The sequence below is a fragment of the Nocardia sp. CDC153 genome, from assembly GCF_035818515.1.
GTDB lineage: Bacteria > Actinomycetota > Actinomycetes > Mycobacteriales > Mycobacteriaceae > Nocardia.
In genome coordinates this window covers 391,341-416,705 of record NZ_JAYKYU010000002.1, presented here as the reverse complement: position 1 = coordinate 416,705, position 25,365 = coordinate 391,341, and the positions used below count along the sequence as shown (strand labels likewise).

Genomic DNA, 25,365 nt, shown 5'->3' with positions numbered 1-25,365 from the left:
TGGCAATCGCCGATGAAACACCCCAATTGGACGCTTGACCGGCCAAATTTCCGGGAAATCCCACCGCCCGGAGCGCCGATTCAGCTCTCAGCAAACGGCAAGGTACCCTCAGCGTGCCTCACTTCACGATTGCGGAGGGTTAACCCGGCGAATGACCGAGATCCGGACTACTGCCACCAGCCTCAACGCCGAGGACAGCGGCTATCACAAAGCGCTCAAACCTCGGCAGTTGCAGATGATCGCCATCGGCGGTGCCATCGGCACCGGCCTGTTCCTGGGAGCGGGTGGCCGCCTGCACAATGCGGGCCCCTCACTGTTCCTGGTGTATCTCGTCTGTGGCATTTTCGTCTTCTTCATCCTGCGCGCGCTGGGTGAACTGGTACTGCACCGCCCGTCCTCGGGCTCGTTCGTCTCCTACGCGCGCGAATTCTTCGGTGAGAAGGCCGCATTCGTCGCCGGGTGGATGTACTTCCTGAACTGGTCCATGACCGGCATCGTCGACACCACCGCCGTCGCCACCTATCTGCACTACTGGGGGCCCTTCCAGCCCATCGCGCAGTGGATTCTGGCGCTGGGCGCGCTGATCATCGTGCTCGGCATCAACCTCGCCTCGGTGAAATGGTTCGGCGAGATGGAATTCTGGGCCGCCATGATCAAGGTGCTGGCCCTGGTGACGTTCCTGGTGGTCGGCACCATCTTCTTCGCCGGGCGCTTCACCGTCGACGGCAAGAGCACCGGCTTCGGCATGGTCGCCGACGCGGGCGGCTGGTTCCCCACCGGCGTGCTGCCGCTGGTCACCGTCACCTCCGGTGTCGTGTTCGCCTATGCCGCCGTGGAAATGGTGGGCATCGCGGCGGGCGAGACGGAGAATCCGGCCAAGATCATGCCGCGGGCCATCAATTCGGTGATCATGCGAATCGCGGTGTTCTACTGCGGCTCGGTCATTCTGCTCGCGCTGCTGCTGCCCTACACCGATTACAAGGCGGGGGAAAGCCCGTTCGTCACGTTCTTCGGCAAACTCGGTGTGGCGCACATGGGCTCGATCATGAACTTCGTGGTGCTCACCGCGGCGCTGTCGAGTTTGAATGCCGGACTGTATTCCACCGGACGCATTCTGCGGTCGATGTCGATGAACGGCAGCGCGCCGAAATTCACCTCGCGGATGTCCAGCGCGGGTGTGCCCTACGGCGGCATTCTGCTCACCGCGGTGATCGCGCTGTTCGGTATCTGGCTCAATTACATCGTGCCGTCCAAGGCGTTCGAAATCGTGCTGAACGTGGCCTCGCTGGGCATTCTGGCGTCCTGGGCGACGATTGTGCTGTGCCAGTTGAAGCTGTACCACTGGTGGCGCAAGGGGCGCGCGGAGCGGCCCGCGTTCCGCATGATCGGCGCTCCCTACACCGGGTACGCGACGCTGGCGTTCCTCTTCCTGGTGCTGGTCCTCATGGCATTCGACAAACCGGTCGGTACTTGGACGGTGGCGAGCCTGGTGATCATCGTGCCCGCCCTGGCCATCGGCTGGAAGTTCGCCAGTCCGCGGGTGCTGGCCATCGCCAAGATGCGCGAGGGCTACACCGGCGAATTCCCGGTGATTCCGCCGATCCCCCTGGACGACAAGTAGTTTCCGGCTTCCGGAGGTACACTGTGTAACCGTCTCCGGACCTGGGCTTTTCAACGGCCGCACGTGAAATCACGTGCGGCCGTTATGTGTTCGAGATCACTGTTTGCCGCGCTATCTATCGGCTGTGGCCATGGTCATAACTTGCGCAACCGGATTGTCCGAAATCCGAACGGTTGGTTAGCGTCAGGTTCAGCGCGTTCGCAGGGGGCGCGCGACCAGGGGTTACTCGATGAGGAGTGCTGTGAGTTCGCAAACGGCTGTTGCCGACGAGGTGGATATGACACCCGTTGCCGCGGAAAACGGTGTTCCGACCACATTTTTCGCACGTGTTCTCGACGCGGTGCGGGGGCTGCGTCGTGATAGTGCCGAGATCGACGTCCCCGGCAAGGTCCGGGAAACCCAGTTCGCCGCCTTGGCGGCCATGGGACTGGCGGTCCTGCACGGGCTGCTGTCCATCGCGGGCGGCGCGTCCTGCGTGGTGGGCAGCATCGGCCAGTTCTTCGCGGCCTGGGTGATCGGCGGCGTCGCACTGCTTTTCGGCCTGCGCTCGCGCTGGATCTGGATCACCGCGCTGGGATTGGCCAGCCTGCAGGTGTTTCTGGGGATCTTCACGCTGGTCTCGGCCGAAATGCCCACCGGCGTGGGGCCGTTCACGGTGCTGATCGGCGTCATGGTCTCCGGCGTCGTGCTGGCGTTGCTGCTGCGCCGCGACCTCTACCGCTGGTTCGCGCTCGCCTGAGACGAAAACCGCCGCCCATCGGATGAGGGTGGGCGGCAGAGCTTTCGTAGGCTTCCTACTTCAGGGTGCGTCCCAGGGCGCGACCGGCATTGCGGCCGGAGAAGATGCAGCCGCCCAGGAATGTGCCTTCCAGGGCGTTGTAGCCGTGGACGCCGCCGCCCCCGAAACCGGCGACCTCGCCCGCGGCGTACAGGCCCGGGAACGGGGTGCCGTCCGGGCGCATGACCTGGGAGTCGAGGTTGGTCTGCAAGCCGCCCAAGGTCTTTCGGGTCAGGATGTTCAATCGCACGCCGATCAGCGGCCCGTGGGCGGGATCGAGGATCTTGTGCGGCGTGGCCACCCGGACCTTGTCGCCGAGGAAGCGGCGGGCATTGTTGATGGCCATCAGCTGATGGTCCTTGCTGAACTTGTTGGCCACATCCCGGTCGCGCGCCACGATCTGCCGCTCGATATCGGCCAGATCCAGGTGCGGGCCGCGGGAGATCTTGTTCAGCCCCGCAATGAGTTCCGCCAGCGTATCGGCGACCACGAAGTCCACGCCGTGCTGCTTGAACGCCTCCACCGGTCCGGGCGCGCCCTTGGCCACCCGGCTCTTGAGCGCGAGTTTCAGATCCTTACCGGTGATGTCGGGATTCTGCTCCGACCCGGAGAGGGCGAACTCCTTCTCGATGATCGACTGATTGAGGATGAACCACGAGTAGTCGTAGCCGGTGGACAGGATCTGGCGCATGGTGGCGTTGGTGTCGAAGCCCGGGAAAGCCGGTGCGGGCATGCGCTTTCCATTGGCGTCGAACCACAGTGACGACGGTCCGGGGATGATGCGAATGGCGTGATCGGGCCAGATGGAATCCCAGTTGTGGATGCCCTCGGTGTAGTTCCACATGCGGTCCCGGTTCACGATGCGACCGCCCGCGGCCTCGGTAATGGCCAGCATGCGGCCATCCACGTGCGCGGGGACGCCGGAGATCATGTGCTCGGGGCACGGTCCCAGCCGGTCGACGGGCCAGTTGCGGCGGATGAGGTCGTGATTGTGGCCGATGCCGCCGGAGGAGACGATGACCGCCTTGGCGTGAAGTTCGAACTCGCCCACGATGGTTCGTGACGAGGCGACACCGCGGGGTTCGTTCGACGGTTCCAGCACACTGCCGCGGACGCCGGTCACGGCATCGTCTTCGACGACGAGCTCATCGACGCGATGGCGGAAGGCGAAGCCGACCTGCCCACGTTTCTCCGCCTCGAGGACCGGTTCCAGGAAGACGCGCACCACCTCGGGCCCGGTGCCCCAGGTGAGGTGGAAGCGCGGCACCGAATTGCCGTGGCCGTCGGCGGTGAGCCCGCCGCGCTCGGCCCAGCCGACCACCGGGGTGACCCGCAGGCCGAGATCGTAGAGGTACTGCCGCTTCTCGGTGGCGGCGAATTCGACGTAGGCGCGCGCCCACTGCCGGGCCCAGTGGTCCTCGTCCTCGCGGTCGAACTGCGCCGACCCGAACCAGTCCTGCAGGGCGAGTTCGAGGCTGTCCTTGACGCCGAGTCGCCGCTGTTCCGGACTGTCCACGAAGAACAGCCCGCCCAGCGACCAGAACGCCTGTGCGCCCAGATTCGCGCGATTCTCCTGATCCAGGACGAGCACGCGCCGCCCGGCCTTGACCAGCTCGTGGGTGGCGACGAGACCGGCCAGACCGGCGCCGACGACGATGACATCCGGGTTCTCGATCATGCCCATGTCCTTGCGGTAGAGGTTCGATACACGAATGTATCGAACGGGTTCGCTGCTGTACAGGCGCTCGATACAGTCGTGTATCGAGCGAGGTTGTCGGTGGGGCGTGGCATGGTGTCGAGTGTGCCGATTTCCACGCCCGGATCGATGACACTCGCGGCGGCGCGCCGCACCGCGTTGGCAGCTCAGGGGTTCGCAGCCGCACGGCCGAGCGGGCCGCCCACGCGTCGCGCGGTCATGAAGGTGCTCGAGAGCACCCGGTTGCTGCAGTTGGATTCGGTGTCGGCGGTGGTGCGGGCGCACTACGCGCCGGTGTTCAGCCGGATCGGGGCGTATGACCAGAGCTTCCTGGACGAGGCGGCGTGGTCGCATTCGGCGCGGCGGCCGCGGCGGTTGGTGGAGTACTGGGCGCACGAGGCGGCATTGATTCCGGTCGAGGACTGGTCGCTCATGCGGTGGCGGATGGTCGATTACCGGCTGGGGCGGTGGCGCGGGTTTCGCGAGGTGTTCGAACGCAATCCGATGCTGGCCGACGATGTGCTGAGCGTGGTCAAGGAGTTCGGGCCGAGCACCGCGGGGGAGGTGGAACGGCATCTGGAGCTGGATCGGCCACGCGCCAAGGATCATTGGGGGTGGAACCACAGCGACACCAAGATCGTGTGTGAGGCGCTGTTCTCGGCGGGGGAGCTGACGGTGTCCAAACGCGTTGGGTTCCAGCGCTATTACGACCTGACCAGCAATGTCATTCCGGCCGAGGTGCTGGCGCACGAGCCGAGCGAGTCGGAAGCGGTCCTCGAGTTGGTGCGTCGTGCCGCCCGGGCGCACGGGATCGGCACCGAGACCGATCTGCGCGACTACTACCGGCTCAAGCGCAGCCAAACCGAGCCCGCCATCGCGGAATTGCTCGCGTCGGGGGAGTTGGAGCAGGTGAGTGTCCAGGGCTGGGACAAGCCCGCTTATCTGCACGCCGAGGCGCGCACCCCGCGACGGGTCACGGGATCGGCGCTGCTGTGCCCGTTCGATCCGCTCATCTTCTTCCGGGATCGCACCGAGCGGCTCTTCGACTTCCACTACCGCATCGAGATCTACACGCCGGAACACAAACGCGTGCACGGGTATTACGTCTTCCCGTTCCTGCTGGACGGGGAACTGGTGGCGCGGGTGGACCTACGCGCGGAACGCTCGACAGGGCGGCTGCTGGTGCCGGGCGCGTTCCTCGAACCCGGGCACGATGCCACGCGCGTCGCGGGCGAACTGGCGCGCGCGCTACGCGACATGGCGGACTGGCTGCGGCTCGACACCGTCGAGGTCGGTGAAAAAGGCGATCTCGCACCGCAATTGCGGCGCGAGATCGCCTAGATCTCACCTCTGTGACGGGTCAGAACGGCCCGTCGGTCCACGCGTTGAGCACGATGCCGTTCTTGCCTTCACCCTTGCACTCGATGGTCATCGGGATCAGCGGACGCGGCGAATCACCCACGATGTAGGTGGGGGACTGGTAGCCGCTGCCCACCTGACGGGTGCCCAGGCACTCCACCACCGCGGCGTACCAGGCGTTCTCGGGGCAGGTGAAGGTGGCGGTGTCGAGCGTCCGGTCGATTTGGCAGACCGAATCCGCGTGTGCGGCCGGAGCCGCCGACAGCGAGATCAGACCGGCCGCGCCGATACCGAGTGCGGAACCGAGCGCGAGCGACCGGCGACGCGGGTGGAGATGGTGATGATTGGTCATCGAACAAGCTCCCTCGTATTCGGACAGATCAAAAACGCTTCGACCCATACTGACCGCGCAACCCGCCACACCGCCGAAACTCGCCGAGATCCACCTCCCGGCGTGGCGCGTCGCCCCCGACTCGCGGCACCGGGCAACCGCTCGGTGTGGCAGTGTCTGCGTGATTGCATGCGCTGCACGAACGCACGCTCGGTCATTCGGAGGGTTCGTCGAGCTAGGCGACGAGTCGCTCGGGGTGTGAATTCGACTGGGCGGCAGCGCAGATGGTGGGGGTTTCGTGTTTCAGGTAGTCGCCGTAGACGTAGATGGGGCCGGCTTGGGCTTCGGCGGCGGGCATGGTCACGGCTACCAGGGCGGCGGCGGCCAGGCAGGTGGCTCCGGCGATGGCGAGTGAGCGGCGGCGCAGGCGCAGGCGGGTCATGGCGGGTCCCCTCTCTGAACTGATCTTGGGGATACTTCGTCGCGAGGACCTCGGCGGATGGCCGGGCCTGCGCGTTCGTGGTCGTCGATCCGCATGTCGGGCGGCGGGCCGGTGTGTCGGAGGGGATGACTAACCTGGACGCGTGGCAGATCCCGCGACCTACCGGCCCGCCCCGGGCACCATTCCCGTCGAACCCGGCGTCTACAAGTTCCGGGACAAGTACGGGCAGGTCATCTATGTCGGTAAGGCGAAAAGCCTGCGGAGCCGCCTGAACTCGTACTTCGCGGACGTGGCGGGGCTGCACCCGCGCACCCGGCAGATGGTCACCACGGCGGCGGGCGTCGAGTGGACGGTCGTGTCCACCGAGGTGGAAGCGCTACAGCTGGAATACAACTGGATCAAGGAATTCGATCCGCGCTTCAATGTCCGCTACCGCGACGACAAGTCGTATCCGGTGCTGGCGGTCAGCCTCAACGAGGAATACCCGCGCGTGTTCGTCTACCGCGGCGCGCGCAAGAAGGGGGTGCGCTACTTCGGTCCCTACGCACACGCCTGGGCCATTCGCGAGACACTCGATCTGCTGCTGCGCGTGTTCCCGGTTCGCACCTGTTCGGCGGGAGTCTTCAAGCGGCACAGTCAGATCGGCCGCCCCTGCCTGCTCGGCTACATCGACAAATGCTCCGCGCCCTGCATCGGCCGGGTGAGCGCGGCCGAGCACCGCCAGATCGTCGAGGACTTTTGCGACTTCCTCTCCGGCAAGACCGATCGTCTGGTCAAACAGCTCGAGCGCCGCATGCACGAGGCCGCCGACGAACTCGACTTCGAGCTCGCCGCCCGCCTGCGCGACGACGTGCAGGCGCTCAAGCGGGCCCTCGAGAAGCAGGCCGTGGTGCTGGGCACCGGCACCGACGCCGATGTCATCAACTTCGCGGTGGACGAACTCGAGGTCGCGGTCCAGGTCTTCCACGTGCGTGACGGCCGGGTGCGCGGTCAACGCGGCTGGGTGGTCGACAAATCCGGTGATGCCCTGGACTTGGAAGGGCCCGACCCGGCCCAGGTGAGTGGTGAGGCTGTCGCGGGCTCGGTCGTGACCGGCGCAGCGGTCGAAGGCTCGGACGCGGCGGCCGGAGCCGCTGCCGAGGGTGTCGAGCCGGAACGGGCCGAGCCGGGCGCGGCGCGGGCCGATGGTGAGCTGGCCGCACTGGTCGAGCAGTTCCTCACCCAGTTCTACGGCGAGCAGACCGCGGTCGCCGAACAGAGCGGCGACGAGCAGCCGGGTGCGGTCGTTCCGCGCGAGGTGTTGGTCCCGGCGCTGCCGAATGACCATGAGCAGGTACAGAATTGGCTGTCGGGCCTGCGCGGTTCGGCGGTGCAGCTGCGGGTACCGCAGCGCGGGGACAAGAAGGCCCTCGCCGAGACCGTGCAGCGCAATGCGCAGGAGGCCCTGGCCCAGCACAAGCTCAAGCGCGCCGGTGACCTGACCGCCCGTTCGGCCGCGCTGCAGGAACTCCAGGACGCCCTGGATCTGGACAGCGCGCCGCTGCGCATCGAATGTGTCGACATCTCGCACGTGCAGGGCACCGATGTGGTGGCCTCGCTGGTCGTCTTCGAGGACGGCCTGGCCCGCAAGTCCGAATATCGGCACTACAGCATCAAGGAGGCCGCGGGCGAGGGCCGCTCCGACGACGTCGGCTCCATCGCCGAGGTGACCCGCCGCCGCTTCGCCAAGCTGCGCCGCGATCTCGACGCCGCCGAGGCCGCCGACCTCGAATCCGGCTCGGACACAATGGAATCCGATCTGCCCCCGGGCATCGACCCGAAGACCGGCAAGCCGCGTCGCTTCTCCTACCCGCCGAACCTCTACGTGGTCGACGGCGGCGCGCCGCAGGTGAACGCCGCCGCCGAGGTGCTCGACGAACTCGGCATCACCGATGTCGCGGTCATCGGCCTGGCCAAGCGCCTGGAAGAGGTGTGGGTGCCCAATGAGCCGGACCCGGTCATCATGCCGCGTACCAGTGAGGCGCTGTATCTGCTGCAGCGCGTGCGTGACGAGGCCCACCGTTTCGCCATCACCTTCCACCGCTCCAAGCGTTCGCGGCGGATGACCGAATCGGTGCTGGACTCGGTCCCCGGTCTGGGCGCGACCCGAAAAACCGCGCTGGTCCAGCACTTCGGCTCGGTGGCCAAGCTCAAACAGGCCACCGTCGAACAGATCACCGAGGTCCCCGGCATCGGCGCGGCAACCGCGAAAGCGGTCCTCGCCGCCCTGCATCCGCCCGCGGCCGCGGACCCCTCCAGCCACAGTGGTGCCGTCCAGTCTCAGTAGTCCTCGGCGAGTTCCCCGGTGTGTCGCGCGCTCAGCGCGCCACAGCGCGTCGAAGACAGACGCACCGGGTAGAGTGCGACACGCCGATCGGAAAAATCGCGACACGCCGCGTGTGCAGGTCGGGAGCGCAAATCACAGCTAGGTTGCGCTCCCCTCGTGTGCCTGCCGCGTTTCCGGGCATCGGTGCAGGATGATCGAGGGAACTCCAGACACGAACCGGTAGGACATGACGCGCGTCGAAGCCAATACCCATACGGCCGAAAACAGCAAGGCAGCAACCGAGCACAGTGATCCCCAGCCGACGGCCGAGCGCGCTCGGTCCACTCCCGATTCCGCATCCGCACCTGTGGAAGTCGTGATCGTGACCGGTCTGTCCGGCGCTGGTCGCGGCACCGCCGCCAAGGTGCTCGAGGACCTCGGCTACTACGTGGCCGACAATCTCCCGCCCGAATTGATCGGGCGCATGGTCGAACTCGGCTCCGGCGCCGAGCCGCCCATTCGCAAACTGGCGCTCGTCATGGACGTGCGCAACCGGTTCTTCACCGGAAACCTCGCCGCGGTCGGCGAACAGCTACGGGCGGCGGGCGTGCGCACCCGCATCCTGTTCCTCGAGGCCTCCGACGACGTGCTCATCCGCCGCTTCGGCTTCGCCCGCAGGCGGCACCCGCTGCAGAGTGAGAGCGCCGACGGCACCCTGACCGCCGGTATCGCGGCCGAGCGCCGCCGCCTGGACCCGGTGAAGACGGCCGCCGACGTGGTCATCGACACCACCGCCCTGTCCATCCACCAGCTGCACCGCAAGCTCGAGGAGGTCTACGGCGGCGACGCCGCCACCGTGCTGCAGCTGACCGTTCAATCCTTCGGTTTCAAGTACGGCGTCCCGCTCGACGCCGATATGGTGTTCGATTTGCGTTTCCTGCCGAATCCGCATTGGATTCCCGAACTCCGCGAAAAGACCGGGCAGGATGCCCCGGTCAGCGAATATGTGTTGTCGCGCCCCGGCGCCCAGGACTATCTGGACACCGCGCGGCATCTCGTCGACCTGACGACCGAGGGTTACCGCCAAGAGGGGAAGCGATACATGACCGTGGCAGTGGGCTGCACCGGCGGCAAGCACCGCAGTGTGGCCGTAGCGGAGGCACTGGGGGATGCGCTGGCATCGAACAAGGACACCGGTGACGTGGTGCGGGTGGTCCATCGGGATCTGGGGCGGGAATGAGTGAGACGAACGGCCGCACCGCCAATCCGGCCATCGTGGCGCTCGGCGGTGGGCATGGGCTGTACTCCACCCTGACGGCGATCCGGCGCTTGACGCGCAAGATCACCGCGGTGGTGACGGTCGCCGACGACGGCGGCTCCTCCGGTCGACTGCGTGCCGAGCTCGGCATGCTGCCCCCGGGTGATCTACGAATGGCCTTGGCGGCCTTGGCCGAAGAGGCCGACGGCATCTGGGCGCGAACCTTGCAACACCGCTTCGGCGGGACGGGCGCGCTGGCCGGGCATTCGGTCGGCAATCTGATTCTGGCGGGCCTGACCGAGGAACTCGGCGACCCCGTCGCCGCCCTCGACGAGGCCGGGAAGATCCTGCGCATCACCGGCCGCGTGCTACCCATGTCGCCGATCGCCCTCACCATCGAGGCGGATGTGTCTGGGCTGGAAGGCGATCCGCGCGTGAGCCGCTGCATTCGCGGCCAGGTGGCGGTGGCGACCACGCCCGGCAAGGTGCGCCGGGTGCGGCTGATCCCCTCGGATCCGCCCGCCTGCCCGGAGTCGACCTCGGCCATCGAGCACGCCGACGTGGTGGTCCTGGGCCCCGGGAGCTGGTTCACCAGCGTCATCCCGCATGTGCTCGTGCCCGAATTGCACGAAGCGCTCCTGCACACGCGTGCCCGGAAAGTGCTGGTGCTCAACCTTGCCGCCGAACCGGGCGAAACGGCCGGATTCTCCGCGGAGCGGCACCTGCATGTATTGTCCCAGCACGCACCGGATTTCACAGTCGACCATGTTTTGGTCGACTCGGGTTCCGTACCCGAGGGTAGGGAACGCGAACATCTGGCAAGAGCTGCCGAACAGCTGCGTGCACGAGTAACCTTCGCTGATGTCGCCGAGGCGGGGACGGACCGGCACCACCCCGGAAAGCTTGCCGCCGCACTGGATCAGGTGATCCGGCAACCTCGGCCGGAATCAGCAGGGCTTCGAGTCGAAGGACGGCATATGGGCCAACGTGTGCGGTCCGGGTTGGGTGGAAAGGAGCGCGTCTCGTGGCGATGACAGCGGAAGTGAAGGACGAGCTGAGCCGACTCTCTGTTTCACAGGTGAGTTCGCGCAAGGCCGAACTGTCCGCGCTACTGCGGTTCGCCGGTGGATTGCACATCGTCGGCGGTCGCGTGATCGTCGAGGCCGAGGTGGACATGGGTTCCATCGCGCGTCGGCTGCGTCGAGAAATCTTCGAGCTGTACGGGTACGGCTCGGACGTGCATGTCCTCGGCGCGGGCGGGCTCCGGAAAACCTCCCGGTACGTGGTGCGGGTTTCCAAGGAGGGCGAGGCGCTGGCGCGCCAGACCGGCCTCCTCGACGTGCGCGGCCGCCCGGTGCGAGGCCTGCCCGCGCAGGTGGTCGGCGGTAGCATCGGCGATGCCGAAGCCGCTTGGCGCGGAGCGTTTCTCGCGCACGGCTCGCTCACCGAGCCGGGTCGTTCCTCCGCGCTCGAGGTGAGCTGCCCGGGACCCGAGGCCGCGCTGGCCCTCGTGGGTGCCGCCCGGCGCATGGGCATCTCGGCCAAGGCGCGCGAGGTGCGCGGCACCGATCGCGTGGTGGTGCGCGACGGCGAGGCCATCGGCGCCCTGCTCACCCGCATGGGCGCGCAGGACACCCGGCTCACCTGGGAGGAGCGGCGCATGCGCCGCGAGGTCCGGGCCACCGCGAACCGGCTGGCGAATTTCGACGACGCCAACCTGCGGCGTTCGGCCCGCGCGGCCGTGGCCGCCGCCGCCCGGGTGGAACGCGCCCTCGAGATCCTGGGCGACGATGTGCCCGACCACTTGGCCGCCGCGGGCAAGCTGCGCGTGCTGCACCGGCAGGCGTCACTGGAGGAGCTCGGCCAGCTGGCCGATCCCCCGATGACGAAAGACGCTGTGGCGGGCCGGATTCGGCGTCTGCTGTCGATGGCGGACCGGCGCGCCAAGGAACTCGGCATCCCCGACACCGAAAGTGCCGTCACCGCAGAACTGCTCGAAGAGGCGTGAAACACGCACTCGCGTGAGTAAACTGCGGCACAACCGCCGAGTTATTCCGTTCGGAAGCGTCGCAACCCCTTGGGGTCGCGGCGCTTCCGTCGTGTGTGACGAGAGTGAACGTTCCGTAGTTCGCCGTGGCGGGGGTGTGTCCGTGATGTTTCCGTTACAGGTCTAGGGTTAATGGCGCAACGGAAACGATCCGCAAAGCTGAGGAGCGAAAACGTGACTGTCCGGGTAGGGATCAACGGCTTCGGCCGCATCGGGCGCAACTTCTTCCGCGCCGTCGAGGCGCAGAAGGCCCTCGGCCAGACTGACATCGAGATCGTGGCGGTCAACGACCTCACCGACAACAAGACTCTTGCCACGCTGCTGAAGTACGACTCGATCCTCGGCCGCCTGCCGCAGGACGTTTCCCTGGACGGTGACTTCATCGTCGTCGGTGACCAGCGGATCAAGGCCCTCGAGATCAAGGAAGGCCCGTCGGCGCTGCCGTGGGGTGACCTGGGTGTCGACGTGGTCGTCGAGTCCACCGGCATCTTCACCAACGCCGCCAAGGCCAAGGGCCACCTGGCCGCCGGCGCCAAGAAGGTCATCATCTCCGCGCCCGCCACCGATGAGGACATCACCATCGTGATGGGCGTCAACGACGACAAGTACGACGGCTCGCAGAACATCATCTCCAACGCCTCGTGCACCACCAACTGCCTGGGCCCGATCGCCAAGGTGCTCAACGATTCCTTCGGCATCGAGCGTGGTCTGATGACCACCGTGCACGCCTACACCCAGGACCAGAACCTGCAGGACGCCCCGCACAAGGATCTGCGTCGCGCCCGCGCCGCCGCCCTGAACATCGTCCCGACCGGCACCGGTGCCGCCAAGGCCATCGGCCTGGTGCTGCCCGAGCTGCTCGGCAAGCTCAACGGTTACGCGCTGCGCGTGCCGGTCCCGACCGGTTCGCTCACCGACCTGACCGTGGACCTGCGCAAGGCCGCCTCGGTCGACGAGGTCAACGCCGCCATGAAGGCCGCCGCGGACGGCCCGATGAAGGGCATCCTGAAGTACAACGTGGACCCGATCGTCTCCTCCGACATCGTGACCGACCCGCACTCGTCCATCTACGACGCGCCGCTGACCCAGGTCATCGACAACCAGGTCAAGGTCGCCTCCTGGTACGACAACGAGTGGGGCTACTCCAACCGTCTCGCCGACCTGGTCGGCCTCGTCGGCAAGTCGCTGTAATCCCTATGGCGATCAAGACACTCCAGGATCTGCTGAGCGAGGGTGTCGAGGGTCGGGGCGTGCTGGTGCGCTCCGACCTGAACGTCCCCCTCGACAATGGCGTCATCACCGACCCGGGCCGCATCATCGCGTCCGCGCCGACCATCAAGGCGCTGGCCGAGGCGGGCGCGAAGGTGATCGTGACCGCGCACCTGGGCCGCCCGAAGGGTGAGCCGGATCCGAAGTTCTCCCTCGCCCCGGTCGCCGCGCGGCTGTCGGAGGAGCTGGGCCGCAATGTGCAGCTCGCTGGTGACGTGGTCGGCCAGGACGCGCTCGCGCGTTCGGAGGGCCTCACCGACGGTGATGTGCTGCTGCTGGAGAACATTCGCTTCGATCCGCGCGAGACCAGCAAGGACGAGGCGGACCGGAAGAAGCTGGCGGCCGCCCTGGTCGAGCTGGTCGGCGACGACGGCGCGTTCGTGTCCGACGGTTTCGGTGTCGTGCACCGCAAGCAGGCGTCGGTCTACGACGTGGCCAAGCTGCTGCCGCACTACGCGGGCACGCTGGTCGCGGCCGAGACCGAGGTGCTGAAGAAGCTGACCGAGGACACCGAGCGGCCCTACGCGGTCGTGCTCGGCGGCTCGAAGGTCTCCGACAAGCTGGCGGTCATCGAGGCGCTCGCGCCCAAGGTCGACACGCTCGTCATCGGCGGCGGCATGTGCTTCACCTTCCTTGCGGCGCAAGGACTTCCGGTGGGCACCTCGCTGCTGCAGGAAGAGATGATCGAGACCTGCAAGGGCCTGCTCGACAAGTACGCCGACGTCATCCACCTGCCGCGCGACATCGTGGTGGCCGACAAGTTCGCCGCCGACGCGGAGTCGAAGACGGTGGCCGCCAACGAGATTCCGGACGGCTGGATGGGTCTGGACATCGGTCCCGACTCGGTCGCCCGCTTCGCGGCGCTGCTGACCGAGGCCAAGACGGTGTTCTGGAACGGTCCGATGGGCGTGTTCGAGTTCGAGAAGTTCGCGGCCGGCACCCGCGGTGTCGCCGAGGCCATCGCGACCGCCACCTCGAAGGGCGCGTTCACCGTGGTCGGCGGCGGCGACTCGGCCGCGGCCGTGCGCACCCTGGGTCTGCCCGAGGACGGTTTCTCGCACATCTCCACCGGCGGCGGTGCGTCGCTGGAATACCTGGAGGGCAAGGAACTTCCCGGCCTCGCCGTGCTGGAGGACTGAATCATGGCTCGTAAGCCTTTGATCGCCGGCAACTGGAAGATGAACCTCAATCACCTCGAGGCCATCGCCCTGGTGCAGAAGATCGCGTTCGCGCTGCCGGAGAAGTACTTCGACAAGGTCGACGTGACGGTGATCCCGCCGTTCGTGGACATCCGCAGCGTGCAGACGCTGGTCGAGGGTGACCGTCTGCTGATCACCTACGGTGCCCAGGACGTGTCCACTCACGACGAGGGCGCCTACACCGGCGAGATCAGCGGTTCCATGCTCGCGAAGCTGGGCTGCTCGTTCGTCGTGGTGGGCCACTCGGAGCGGCGGCAGTACCACAACGAGGACGACGCCACGGTCCTGGCCAAGACGAAGCAGGCGCTCAAATACGGCATCACCCCGATCGTCTGCATCGGTGAGGGCCTGGGCGTGCGCGAGACCAAGACCCACGTCGAGTACAACCTCGAGCAGCTGCGCGGCTCGCTCAAGGGCCTGACGGCCGAGGAGATCTCGAAGGTCGTCATCGCCTACGAGCCGGTCTGGGCCATCGGCACCGGCAAGGTCGCGACTCCCGCCGACGCGCAGGAAGTCTGCGGCGCCATCCGCAAGGAGCTCGCCGAACTGGCGAATCCCGAAGTGGCGGCCGGTGTTCGGGTCCTCTACGGCGGCTCGGTGAACGCCAAGAACGTCGGCGAGCTGGTCGGCCAGACCGATATCGACGGCGCGCTGGTCGGCGGCGCCTCGCTCAAGGGTGACGAGTTCGCCACCTTGTCCGCGATCGCCGCGGGCGGACCCCTGCCCTAACGGTTTTCCGCTGCGTAAAAGGGCCGGGCATCCCAGGATGTCCGGCCCTTTTCGGCAGAATGTCTGATCATGAGCGACGACTGGAACACCTCGATCATCAACGAGTTCCGCGCCAACGAAGGCCGAGTCGGCGGCCCCTTCGAAGGGGCTCCCATGATCCTGATCCACCACCGCGGCCGCAAATCCGGCCGTGAACAGGTGACCCCCTTGATGTATCAGGCCGACGACCACGACCCGAACGTCCTCTACATCTTCGCCTCCGCCGCCGGAGCCCCCACCAACCCCGCCTGGTACTACAACCTCCTCGCCGCCGGAAAAACCGATGTCGAGGTGGGCACCGAGACCTTCCCGGTCACCGTCACCGAGGTCAAAGGCCCTGAGCGCGACCGCATCTACGACATCCAGGCCACCCGTTACCCGGGCTTCGCGGGCTACGCCGAAAAGACCGCGGGCATCCGCACCATCCCCGTCCTGGCTCTCCGCCGCGCGTAGACGCCTGGCTTCACTCTGACAGATTGTTGCTAGCTGACATCGCCCTCCTTCTTGACAGTAACTATCATCTCGAGACAGACTGTCGCTAACAGGAGGAGGGCTCATGTCATTGCGTGAGCGGCAACGCCGACAGGTGCGCGAGGAGATCCAGCGGGCGGCCTACCGGCTCTTCGCGGAGAAGGGGTTCGCGGCGGTCACGACCGAGGAGATCGCGGCCGCGGCCGGGGTATCGGCCAGCACCTATTTCCGGCATGTGCGCAGTAAAGAGGATTTGCTGCTGGACCCGGTCCGTGAAGGCGGGGCGGGGATCGCGGCCCTGCTCGAGCAGCGCGCGGCGGACGAGCCCGCGGATGTGGCTCTCGCGCAGTCGATTCTGACTCGATCGACAACGTTGGCCGCCGCCGAGCTCGAAGGATGGCGGGCGGCATTTCGAACGGCTCCGCATTTGCTCGAGCGGGTCGCGTTGATCACGGGGGAGCATCGGGCGCGACTGGTCGACCTGGTGGCGGAGCGGATGGGCCGGAATGTCGCGGCGGACAGTACGCCGGGATTGCTGGTGCATCTCATGCTCGCCGCGGCGGAATTCGGCTATCTGCAATGGCTTCGGAGTTCGGAGCATCCGGAGATGTCGCTGGCGGTGTGCGTGGAGGGTGCCCTCGACGCCGTGGTCGGCGAACGCTGGCGCCGCGACGGGTGAAAGCCGCTGTGGCGCACGGCGAATCAACAACAGAACACGGAGATCGAGGACATATGCGGGGCAACAGGGAATCCGGCGCGACATTCGATGTGGTCGTCGTGGGATCGGGGGCGGCGGGCATGGCCGCCGCGTTGACGGCCGCCAAGTGCGGACTGTCGGCGGTGATTGTCGAAAAGGCCCGGACATGGGGCGGATCCACTGCTCGATCCGGCGGTGGGGTGTGGATTCCGGGGAACTCGGCCCTGCGGCGCGACGCGCCCGCCGACGATATCGAGGACGCCCGCGCCTACCTGAAGGACATTATCGGGCCCGGTGTCGATCCGGCGCGCATCGACACCTTCATCGATCGGGGACCCGAGGCGTTCGAATTCCTGGTGGCACACGCTCCACTGCGGATGCGTTGGGTGCCAGGCTATTCCGACTACTATCCCGAAGCGCCAGGTGGGCGGGCGCACGGGCGGTCGGTGGAGCCGGTGCCGTACAACGCCAATACGCTCGGGGCCGAATTGGGCACGCTGGAACCGGATTACGCGAAGGCTCCGAAGAATGTCGTTGTGACACAGGCGGAGTTCCGGCAGCTGCACCTGGGTTTGCGCAATCCGCGCAGTCCGCTGTCGGCCCTCGGGATCGCGGGTCGCTGGTTGGCGGCGACCGTGCTGCGGCGGCGGGTGCTGGCGCGGGGACAGGCGCTGAGCGCCATGCTGCGCGCTGGGCTCCTCTCGGCGAATGTGCCGCTGTGGCTGGATACTCCGCTGCTCGAGCTGGTCACCGAGGACGGCCGGGTGACCGGCGCGGTGGTGCTGCGCGAGGGTCGCGAGCAGGTGATCACGGCCCGGCGCGGCGTGATCATCACCGCGGGCGGGTTCGAACACAACGAGGTGATGCGCAAGCAGTACCAGCGCGACCCGATCGGCACCGACTGGACCGTGGGCGCGAAGGCCAATACCGGCGACGGCATTCGCGCGGGCCAAGCCGTCGGCGGCGCGGTCGAATTCATGGACGACGCGTGGTGGGGGCCGTCGATCCCACTGCCGCGCGAGGCGTGGTTCTGCCTGGCCGAACGCAATCTGCCGGGCAGCGTGATCGTGAACGATCGCGCCGAGCGGTTCATGAACGAATGCCTGCCCTACGTCGAGGCCACGCATCGCATGTACGGCGGCATCAACGGTCAGGGCGAGGGGCCGGGCGAAAACCTGCCCGCCTGGCTGATTTTCGACCAGCGCTACCGCAATCGCTACCAGTTCGCGGGCGTCCCACCGCGCCAGGCCCTACCCGGTCGGTGGTTCAAGTCCGGCGCGCTGACCCGCGCCGACTCGCTACCCGAACTCGCCGAGAAGATCGGCCTCCCGGTCGAGAAACTCACCGCGACGGTCGCCCGATTCAACGAATTCGCCCACGCGGGCAAGGATTCCGACTTCGGACGCGGAGACAGCGCCTACGACAACTACTACGGCGACCCCCGCCAGCGCCCGAACCCGAATCTCGGTGCGCTGGAACAGGGTCCGTTCTACGCCGCGAAATTGGTCCCCGGCGACCTGGGCACCAAGGGTGGCCTGGTGACCGATGTCGACGGCCGCGTCCTGCGCCCCGACGGCGAGGTGATCGAGGGCCTGTACGCGGCGGGCAATGCCAGCGCCCCGGTCATGGGTCACACCTACGCCGGTCCCGGCGCGACGATCGGCCCCGCCATCGTCTTCGCCTACCTCGCCGCCCGCCACGCCGCCCGCTGATCCGTCGAGTGGCACACCCTGGAGGCGATTTGTCCGAATATCCCTCCAGGGTGCGCCACTCGGCGATCAGGCCAGGACTGCGCCGCCGTCGAGGGGGAGGATGGTGGCGGTGGCGTGGGGCTGGGTGAGGAAGAAGACGAATGCCTGGGCGATGTCGTCGGTGTCGGCGATGCGGCGCAACGGGGTGTTGGCTGCCGTGTCGGCGTAGAACTGCTCGCGGAGGTCTTCCGGGAAGTTCCACAGCGGCGAGCGGACCACGCCGGGCATGACCGCGTTCACCCGGATCGGCGCGAGTTCGACCGCCAGGGCTCGGGTGAGCGCCTCGACCGCGCCGCAGACGCTGGAGGTGACCGAGGATCCCGGCACCGGACGCGGCCCGGCGGTGCCGGTGGTCAGGGTGATGGACCCGTCGGCCCGCAGGTGGGGTACCGCGGACTGGACCGCGGCGAGCACGCTGAAGTACCGCAGTTCGAAGAACTTTCGCGCCGCGTCGACATCCAGATCGGCGAGGGGGGAGAGCAGCAGCGGTTCGCCCGCGGTGTAGACGAGGTGGTCGATCGCTGCGAGCTCGTCGAAGACGGCTCGAATCCGGTCGGCGTCGGTGAGATCGGCGACCACGCCACCGGCACCGGCCGGGAGTTCGGCGACCGCCTTGTCGACATTGGCCTGGCGACTGGACACGACGGTGACCTGCGCGCCCTGCGCGGCGCTTGCCCGCGCCACCGCGTAGCCGATGCCGGAGGTGCCGCCGAGAATGACCACGTGCTGTCCGTCGAGAGACATCGAGTTTCCTTTCCGGGAAGTGCTTGTGCCCCTCTACCTTCGGTTTTCCGCCCGTCCGCCGTCCAAGACCTATCCCGCCGCCTGTAATACCCTGAGGGCATGAGCGACGTCGATCTGCGCAAGCTGCGCTACTTCGTGGCCGTGGCCGAGCACCTGCATTTCGGTCGCGCCGCCGAACAGCTGTTCATCGCGCAACCCGTGCTGTCGCGCCAGATTCGCGCCCTCGAGGAGGAACTCGGCGCGCAACTGTTCGCCCGCGATCGGCGTGGAACCGCGCTGACGGCGGCGGGGGAGCAGCTGCTGATCGAGGCCAAACCACTGCTGGCGGCGGCGGAAGCGTTGCAGCGCAGGGTGGTTCGCGCCGCGGCGGGAGCGGACACGTTCACGATCGGCTTCATGCCGGGCCTCATCGTGACCGGCGCGGTCCGCGCGCTCACCGAGCGGTATCCGGGCCTCACCGTCGAATTGGTGCGCACCGACTGGTTCGACCAAACCGAGGTCGTGCACGACGGCCGCGTCGACGTCAGCCTGGTCCGCCTGCCCATCGACCCGCACGGTCTCACCGTGCGCCCGCTCTACACCGAACCGCGCGTGGTCGTGCTGCCCGCCGACCACCGTCTGGCAGGCAAGGACGCGGTCTCGATCGCCGACCTCGCGGACGAGCATCTGCTCCAGGATCCCGACCTGGTGCCCGAATGGCGTGCCGTCGCAACCGAACTGCGTACCGACCGTCCGGTCGCCCCGGCCTTCCGCAGCGTCGAGGAGAAGCTCGAACATGTCGCCGGGGGCCACGGCATCATCTTCCTGCCCCTGTCGGTCATGACCTTCTATACCCGCCCCGACATCGCCTACATCCCCGTCCCCGATCTCGCGCCCAACGAGGTCAGCCTGGCGTGGTCGGCGAATCGCCCCGTGCGACACGCCGAGGAGTTCGCCGCCCTTGCCGCCCAGTGAGATTCGATCTACGCCGTCCGCGGCGTGGTGATCCGAATTCGGCGGCATGAACCCCGACAAAGGGGTTACCTTCGATGGTGTGTTCGGCATCATCCGACCCTGCCGTCATCGGCTGGGCGAGGAACTCGGGCGGGCTTGGCTGGCGCAACTGTGCGGGTTGTGTCTCGCACTGCGTGACGACCACGGTCAGAGCGCCCGCATGGCAACCAATTACGACGGGCTGATCGTCTCGGCCCTGGTGGAGGCGCAGTCGACCGCGCCGCCCACGCGCCGTGCCGCCGGGCCCTGCCCGCTGCGCGGCATGAAGCGCGCCGATGTCGCCACCGGCGATTGTGTGCGGCTGGCCGCCACGGTCTCGCTGGTGCTGGCCGCGGCGAAGGTGCGCGATCACGTCGATGACCACGATGGCGTGGCGGGCACGGCCGGGTTCCGGCCCGCCGCCCGCCGGATCGCCGAACGCTGGGCCCGACAGGGCGAATCCACCGGCGCCGGACTCGGTTTCGACACCGGGGTGCTCGTGACGGCGGTGGACCGGCAGGGTGAGATCGAGTCGGCGGCGGTGATCGGCACCCCGCTGCTCGAGGTCACCGAACCCACCGAAACCGCCACCGCGGCCGCCTTCGGCCACACCGCGATCCTGGCCGGACGTCCCGGCAATCGGGAGCCGCTGACCGAGGTCGGCCGATTGTTCGGCCGCATAGCGCATCTCGTCGACGCGGTCGAGGACCTCGACGACGACCTGGCACACGGCAAGTGGAATCCCTTGGTGGCCACCGGAACCGACGTGGCCGAGGCGCACCGACTGTGCAAGGATGCCCTGCTGGGCATCGAATTGGCCTTGGCCGAGGTGGAATTCACCGATGGCAGGCTGATTCACAAGCTGCTGAAGCACGAGTTGGGTCGCTCGGTGACCCGCACCTTCGGCGGCGGCACCGTCTGCTCGACCCACACCGCGCCCACGAGCCGCTGGCGTCGTCGCGGCCAAGGGCCCTGGGGCCCACCGCCTCCGCCCGGCTACGGCCCGCCGCCGGGTTACGGCCCGGGGCCCGGCTACTACGGTCCGGCCCCGCGCCGCCGCGGCATGGGCTGCCTGCCTTGCTGCGAGGGGTGCGTCTGCTGCGGCGAAGGTTGCTGCTGCTGCGAAGAAGGCTGTTGCTGCTGCGAGGAATCCTGCTGCGACTGTTGAGATCTCACCGCGAGGGGCCGGGCATACTCGGATACCCGGCCCCGTCGGTGTCGACCTTCCGGCCCTGCCGGTGTCGACTACCCGGCCCTGCCGGTGTTGACCACCCGGCCCGCCGGTGTCGATCGAATCCGCCTCCTCCGGGGCGGCGGTTCGATCGTCAGTGACTGCTGGATCCGGAGGACAGCAGGCTGGTGATCAGGTTGCCGGCGCTGCCGCTGCTGGAGCCATTGCTCGAGCCCGAGGACCCCGCGCTCGTGGTGGTCGTGAGGGTCCAGGTGCCGCAACCGCTGGTGAAGAACGCGACGTCGGTGGGCTGAATGGTGACGGTGACGGTGCCGTTGACCGCGCCGCCCGCCTGGATGGTGGCATTGGCGCCGGGGGTGAGCGAGGACAGGCGAGCCCACGCGCACACGGTGGTGGCGGTCGTGGTGGTGTAGGTGCCGGGGGCGATGTCGACGCCGACCTTGAAGGTCGAATCGGAGCCGATGGTGGTGGGCAGTGCGGCATCGGCGGTGCCGGCGCTGGCCAGCAGGGCGCTGGCGGTGAGGGCGAGGCCGGTGGCCCAGATGGTCTTGCTCATAAGGCATCCTCAGTTTGTGAAACGAGAGCGTTTCGCAGGGTAGTGGGTGGGATGTGTCGCCGGGTGCGTTTTGGGCAACCTGGCATTTTTGTAAAGATCCGGACTATCTGGACATCGGATGCCGGAATCGGCGGGGGCGACCATGATTGCTTGTGTGGCAGGACAATTCGTTCCCATTCCGGATTGGTTTTCGGCGGACAACCAGGATTGCGGTATGGCCGTCGCCGATCTCGGTGGCGACGGAACCCTCGACGTCGTGGTGCTCATGGTCGACAATCCGCCCGGTCAGAACACCGGCAACTACCGGGTCGGCCATGCCCTGGCCGCCGACGGGACGGTCCGCGACTGGGGGCCGTGGCAGCAGGTGCCGGACTGGTGGGGGTGGGAGAACCAGGGAGCGGGCCTCGCGATCGGCGACCTGAACGGCAATGGCCGCCCGGATCTGGTGGTCTTCCTCGTCGACAATCCCGCCGGGCAGAACCAGGGTTACTACCGCATCGGCCGCGATCTCGACGCCGACGGCGCGGTCACCGGCGGATGGACCGCGTGGCAACAGATTCCGGACTGGTACGGCTGGGAGAACCAGGGCGCGGACATCTGTCTGACCCACCTCGACGGGCAGTCGGTGCTGGCGGTCATGACCGTCGACAATCCGGACGGCCAGAACAGCGGCCAATTCCGGCTCGCCAAGGGTCTCGGCGCGGACGGCTCGGTAGCGGAATGGACGCCGTGGGTGGCGATTCCGGACTGGTGGGGTTGGGAGAACCAGGGCGCGGGCATGACTGTCGCCGACCTGGACGGAGACGGGCGACCGGAGCTGATCGTCTTCACCATCGATCACCCGCAGAACGGCAATGCCGGTCTGTACACCATCGGTTGGGGACTGGACGGCAGCGGGCACTGCGTGGACGGGTGGAGCCGGTGGTCGCACGTGCCGGACTGGGGATTCTGGGAAAACGAAGGCGCGGCCATCGCGCTGCTGCCCGGCGCGGGCGCACTGCCGCAACTGGTCGTCTGTGCCATCGACCATCCCCAGGGCGGCAACGCGGGATATCTGCGGGTGCTCGACCTCGACACCGATCTGGCCACCGCCGCCACCGAAGGCACCTGGCGCATCCTGGATTTCGGCACCGAGATCAATCCGGTGCACGCGGCCCTGCTGCACACCGGGGACGTGCTGTTCTTCGCCGGATCCGGCAACGACCCGGATCGATTGAACGCCCACGACTTTCGCACCCGCGTCTGGCATTACCCGAATCCGGGGCTGTCCGCGCCCGCGACGCCGATCGACATGTTCTGTTCCGGGCAGGCGTTCTTGCCCGACGGCCGCCTGCTGGCCGCGGGCGGCACCGGACAATACGATCCGTTCTTCGGTCTGAAAGACGCCCTGCTCTTCGATCCGCAGACCCTCACGTGGGAAACCCAGCCCGATATGGCCTTCGGCCGTTGGTATCCCACCCTTGCCGCACTGAAAACCGGTGCGGTGGTGGCGGTCTCGGGATTGGGCGCGGACGGTTTCCTGTCGGAGACACCGGAGGTGTTCGATCCGACCACGCTCACCTGGTCGAAACTGCCGGTGCCCGGCCCGATCCCGACCTACGCGCACCTGATCCTGCTCGCCGACGGCCGGGTCTTCTACACCGGCGGGCAGTTCGGGACAGACAATGGCATGCGTCCCTCGATCTGGGACACCACGACCGGCGCGGTCACCGAGGTCCCCGGACTCTACGACCCCGAAACCCGCAGCCAGTCCACGAGTGTGCTGTTGCCGCCCGCGCAGGCGCAGCGCGTGATGCTCATCGGCGGCGGTTCGGTCGACCCGCACGGCCCCGGAATGGCCTCGGCCGACACCCAAATCGTCGATCTGAGCGCCGCCGCGCCCGCCTATGCGCCGGGACCGTCGATGGCCTACGCGCGCATGCACGTGTGCGCGGTGCTGCTGCCCGACCGGACCGTGCTGGTCGCGGGCGGTTCCGGCATGGAGGAGATGGCGGATTCGGTGCCGCCCCACGGCGAGATCTACGACCCGATCGCCGGAACCTGGACACCGACCGCGCCGGAACGCGTGGCGCGCCTCTACCATTCGGTGGCGCTGCTGACGCCCGATGGCAAGGTGGTGACCGCCGGGTCGAATCCGCAGCGCAAGACCGAGGAGCTGCGCATCGAAATGTTCTGGCCGCCCTACCTTTTCAAGGGACCGCGCCCGGACCTCGAAATAACCACCGGCACGGTCGAATACGGCGCGACCCTCACCCTGACCACCGCGGCCGCCATCCGCGAGGTCAACCTCATGCACCCCACCTCCTGCACCCACTCCTGCGACAACAACCAGCGCATCGTCGACCTGCCCATCACCCACACCGACTCCGGAACCCTCACCGTCACCATGCCCGCCAACCCGGCGCTGGCCCCACCCGGCTGGTACCTCGTTGTCGTGGTCGACACCAACGGCGTCCCCTCCACCGGCCGCTGGCTCCAGCTCGCGTCGACGCCTTCCCCGGTCTGACCCCCCGAGCCCGGTCGGGCCCGAAATCCGGCTTCGCATGCGGTGACTCGCACTACGGTGGATTCATGACCGAGTACCGGCACCTGCTCGTGAAGCGCGACGGCGACACCATCACCGTCACCATGAACCGCCCGGACCGCCGCAACGCGCTGTCCGCCGACCATCTCGCAGAACTGCTCGCCGCCTTCGAGGCCGCCGGTGAGACCGACGCCACCGGCCTGGTGCTGGCCGCCACCGGACCGGTTTTCAGTGCCGGGCACGATTTCGCCGACGTCTCCGCCCGGTACCTGCTCGAGGTGCGTGAGCTGCTCACCCTCTGCCAGCAGGTGATGACCACCCTCGAAGCCCTCCCGCAGGTGGTGATCGCCCGCGTGCACGGCCTGGCCACCGCCGCCGGATGCCAGCTGGTCGCTTCCTGTGACCTGGCCGTCGCCGCCGAATCCGCGGGCTTCGCGCTGCCCGGTGGCAAGGGCGGTTGGTTCTGCCACACCCCGGCGGTCCCGGTCGCGCGTTCGATCGGCCGCAAACGCCTGATGGAACTGGCCCTCACCGGCGATGTCATCGATGCCCGCACGGCCGTCGACTGGGGTCTGATCAACTACGCCGTGCCCGACTCGGAACTCGACACCGCCGTCGCCGAGCTCCTCGCCCGGGCCACCCGCGGCAGCCGCGCCAGCAAGGCGCTCGGCAAACGCACCCTCTACGCCCAACTCGACCGTCCCGAGGCCGACGCCTACACCCTGGCCCGCGAGGTCATGGCCGCCGCCTCCCAATTGCCCGGCGCGCGTGAGGGAATGGCCGCATTCCTGGAGAAGCGCCAACCGGTGTGGCCCGATTAACTCAGCGTTTTTCCACCCGGCCTCCACCCCGGGGTGGTGGGTTCAGCGGTGCTCGACCGCGACCGTAGAAGCATGAACTTGCAGAATGCGGCGGTCGAAGGCCTGGTCGCGGTGCTGGTGATCGGGTGGATCATGTACCGGCAGACGCGGTGGCAGGTGTTGGATCCGACCCGATTGTGGCGCGGGCCGATCATTCTCGGGGTGGTCGGGTTCCTGCAGATGAAGTCGGTGCTCGCGGGCGGGACCCCGAGTGTGACGGCGGTGGCGCTGCTGGCGTTGTCGGCGGCGCTGGGTCTCGGATTCGGTCTGGTGATGGGTCTGCTCTCGCAGGTCCGAACCGGTGCCGAGGGCCTGGAGGCGCGGACGGGGTGGATCGGGTCGGCGCTGTGGATCGTGCTGCTGGCGGTGCGGATCGGGGTCGATGTGGTGGCCCGGATGGCCGGTGCCGAGGCGGTGACCTCGATCGGCGCGATCCTGCTGGTGGTGGCGCTGAATCGGGTCGGGCGCGCGCTGGTGTTGGCCCGGCGTGCGGAGCAGGCGCGAATGGTTGCGGCACACTGACAC

23 protein-coding genes are annotated in these 25,365 nt (G+C 67.6%); 18 read left to right on the top strand and 5 right to left on the bottom strand.

Annotation, left to right across the window (positions count from 1 at the left end):
• Positions 1-151 precede the first annotated feature (151 nt).
• Positions 152-1,621, top strand: a complete 1,470-nt coding sequence (locus VMT65_RS10150; RefSeq protein WP_326307819.1) for an amino acid permease — start codon at positions 152-154, stop codon at positions 1,619-1,621.
• A gap of 241 nt (positions 1,622-1,862) precedes the next feature.
• Positions 1,863-2,360: a hypothetical protein gene (locus VMT65_RS10145; protein WP_326307818.1), complete on the top strand. Its 498-nt coding sequence runs from the start codon at positions 1,863-1,865 to the stop codon at positions 2,358-2,360.
• 55 nt (positions 2,361-2,415) lie between these two features.
• Here VMT65_RS10145 and VMT65_RS10140 read toward each other — a convergent pair whose 3' ends face one another.
• Entirely contained in the window at positions 2,416-4,077 is a 1,662-nt protein-coding gene (locus tag VMT65_RS10140; RefSeq protein WP_326307817.1) for an FAD-binding dehydrogenase, read from the bottom strand.
• Positions 4,078-4,224: 147 nt separating this feature from the next.
• Here VMT65_RS10140 and VMT65_RS10135 point away from each other — a divergent pair, with 147 nt between their 5' ends.
• Complete coding sequence (locus VMT65_RS10135) at positions 4,225-5,436, top strand: winged helix-turn-helix domain-containing protein (RefSeq protein ID WP_326307816.1); 1,212 nt, start codon at positions 4,225-4,227, stop codon at positions 5,434-5,436.
• A 19-nt stretch (positions 5,437-5,455) separates the two neighbouring features.
• Here VMT65_RS10135 and VMT65_RS10130 read toward each other — a convergent pair whose 3' ends face one another.
• Both VMT65_RS10130 and VMT65_RS10125 read right to left on the bottom strand, forming a co-directional pair.
• Positions 5,456-5,806: a hypothetical protein gene (locus VMT65_RS10130; protein WP_326307815.1), complete on the bottom strand. Its 351-nt coding sequence runs from the start codon at positions 5,804-5,806 to the stop codon at positions 5,456-5,458.
• Between the two features lie 214 nt (positions 5,807-6,020).
• Positions 6,021-6,227, bottom strand: coding sequence for a hypothetical protein (locus VMT65_RS10125; protein ID WP_326307814.1), 207 nt, complete (start codon positions 6,225-6,227; stop codon positions 6,021-6,023).
• Positions 6,228-6,369: 142 nt separating this feature from the next.
• Between VMT65_RS10125 and uvrC the strand changes: the two genes are divergently transcribed.
• The 10 genes from uvrC to kstD all read left to right on the top strand — a co-directional run bounded on the left by uvrC (position 6,370) and on the right by kstD (position 17,953).
• Positions 6,370-8,553 (top strand): excinuclease ABC subunit UvrC, encoded by a 2,184-nt coding sequence (gene uvrC / locus VMT65_RS10120; RefSeq protein WP_326307813.1) that lies wholly within the window; start codon positions 6,370-6,372, stop codon positions 8,551-8,553.
• A 226-nt stretch (positions 8,554-8,779) separates the two neighbouring features.
• Complete coding sequence (gene rapZ, locus VMT65_RS10115; protein WP_326307812.1) at positions 8,780-9,772, top strand: RNase adapter RapZ; 993 nt, start codon at positions 8,780-8,782, stop codon at positions 9,770-9,772.
• The gene (locus VMT65_RS10110; protein ID WP_326307811.1) at positions 9,769-10,824 is read left to right on the top strand and encodes a gluconeogenesis factor YvcK family protein; all 1,056 of its coding nucleotides are present in this window, start codon (positions 9,769-9,771) and stop codon (positions 10,822-10,824) included. Before rapZ ends, VMT65_RS10110 begins: the two co-directional genes overlap by 4 nt.
• Entirely contained in the window at positions 10,815-11,798 is a 984-nt protein-coding gene (gene whiA / locus VMT65_RS10105) for a DNA-binding protein WhiA (RefSeq protein WP_326307810.1), read from the top strand. Before VMT65_RS10110 ends, whiA begins: the two co-directional genes overlap by 10 nt.
• Positions 11,799-12,011: 213 nt before the next feature.
• Positions 12,012-13,028 (top strand): type I glyceraldehyde-3-phosphate dehydrogenase, encoded by a 1,017-nt coding sequence (gap, locus tag VMT65_RS10100; RefSeq protein WP_326307809.1) that lies wholly within the window; start codon positions 12,012-12,014, stop codon positions 13,026-13,028.
• A gap of 5 nt (positions 13,029-13,033) precedes the next feature.
• Complete coding sequence (locus tag VMT65_RS10095; protein WP_326307808.1) at positions 13,034-14,245, top strand: phosphoglycerate kinase; 1,212 nt, start codon at positions 13,034-13,036, stop codon at positions 14,243-14,245.
• A 3-nt stretch (positions 14,246-14,248) separates the two neighbouring features.
• A complete protein-coding gene (tpiA, locus tag VMT65_RS10090; RefSeq protein ID WP_326307807.1) occupies positions 14,249-15,034 on the top strand; it encodes a triose-phosphate isomerase in 786 nt (261 codons plus the stop codon).
• Between the two features lie 63 nt (positions 15,035-15,097).
• The gene (locus VMT65_RS10085) at positions 15,098-15,526 is read left to right on the top strand and encodes a nitroreductase/quinone reductase family protein (protein WP_326309136.1); all 429 of its coding nucleotides are present in this window, start codon (positions 15,098-15,100) and stop codon (positions 15,524-15,526) included.
• Positions 15,527-15,629: 103 nt separating this feature from the next.
• Positions 15,630-16,223: a TetR/AcrR family transcriptional regulator gene (locus VMT65_RS10080; RefSeq protein ID WP_326307806.1), complete on the top strand. Its 594-nt coding sequence runs from the start codon at positions 15,630-15,632 to the stop codon at positions 16,221-16,223.
• Between the two features lie 53 nt (positions 16,224-16,276).
• Positions 16,277-17,953, top strand: a complete 1,677-nt coding sequence (gene kstD, locus VMT65_RS10075; protein ID WP_326307805.1) for a 3-oxosteroid 1-dehydrogenase — start codon at positions 16,277-16,279, stop codon at positions 17,951-17,953.
• Positions 17,954-18,019: 66 nt separating this feature from the next.
• On the opposite strand, the gene VMT65_RS10070 is transcribed toward kstD, so the two are convergent.
• Positions 18,020-18,736: an SDR family oxidoreductase gene (locus VMT65_RS10070; protein ID WP_326307804.1), complete on the bottom strand. Its 717-nt coding sequence runs from the start codon at positions 18,734-18,736 to the stop codon at positions 18,020-18,022.
• Between the two features lie 99 nt (positions 18,737-18,835).
• On the opposite strand from VMT65_RS10070, the gene VMT65_RS10065 reads away from it, so the two are divergent.
• The gene (locus VMT65_RS10065) at positions 18,836-19,690 is read left to right on the top strand and encodes a LysR family transcriptional regulator (protein WP_326307803.1); all 855 of its coding nucleotides are present in this window, start codon (positions 18,836-18,838) and stop codon (positions 19,688-19,690) included.
• A gap of 79 nt (positions 19,691-19,769) precedes the next feature.
• Positions 19,770-20,876, top strand: coding sequence for a DUF5685 family protein (locus tag VMT65_RS10060; protein ID WP_326307802.1), 1,107 nt, complete (start codon positions 19,770-19,772; stop codon positions 20,874-20,876).
• A 157-nt stretch (positions 20,877-21,033) separates the two neighbouring features.
• On the opposite strand, the gene VMT65_RS10055 is transcribed toward VMT65_RS10060, so the two are convergent.
• Positions 21,034-21,456 (bottom strand): hypothetical protein, encoded by a 423-nt coding sequence (locus tag VMT65_RS10055; RefSeq protein WP_326307801.1) that lies wholly within the window; start codon positions 21,454-21,456, stop codon positions 21,034-21,036.
• Between the two features lie 154 nt (positions 21,457-21,610).
• Between VMT65_RS10055 and VMT65_RS10050 the strand changes: the two genes are divergently transcribed.
• The 3 genes from VMT65_RS10050 (at position 21,611) to VMT65_RS10040 (ending at position 25,362) form a co-directional block, all read left to right on the top strand.
• Positions 21,611-23,962, top strand: a complete 2,352-nt coding sequence (locus VMT65_RS10050) for a galactose oxidase-like domain-containing protein (protein WP_326307800.1) — start codon at positions 21,611-21,613, stop codon at positions 23,960-23,962.
• Positions 23,963-24,027: 65 nt separating this feature from the next.
• Positions 24,028-24,801 (top strand): enoyl-CoA hydratase-related protein, encoded by a 774-nt coding sequence (locus VMT65_RS10045; RefSeq protein ID WP_326307799.1) that lies wholly within the window; start codon positions 24,028-24,030, stop codon positions 24,799-24,801.
• 72 nt (positions 24,802-24,873) lie between these two features.
• Complete coding sequence (locus VMT65_RS10040; protein ID WP_326307798.1) at positions 24,874-25,362, top strand: hypothetical protein; 489 nt, start codon at positions 24,874-24,876, stop codon at positions 25,360-25,362.
• Positions 25,363-25,365 lie beyond the last annotated feature (3 nt).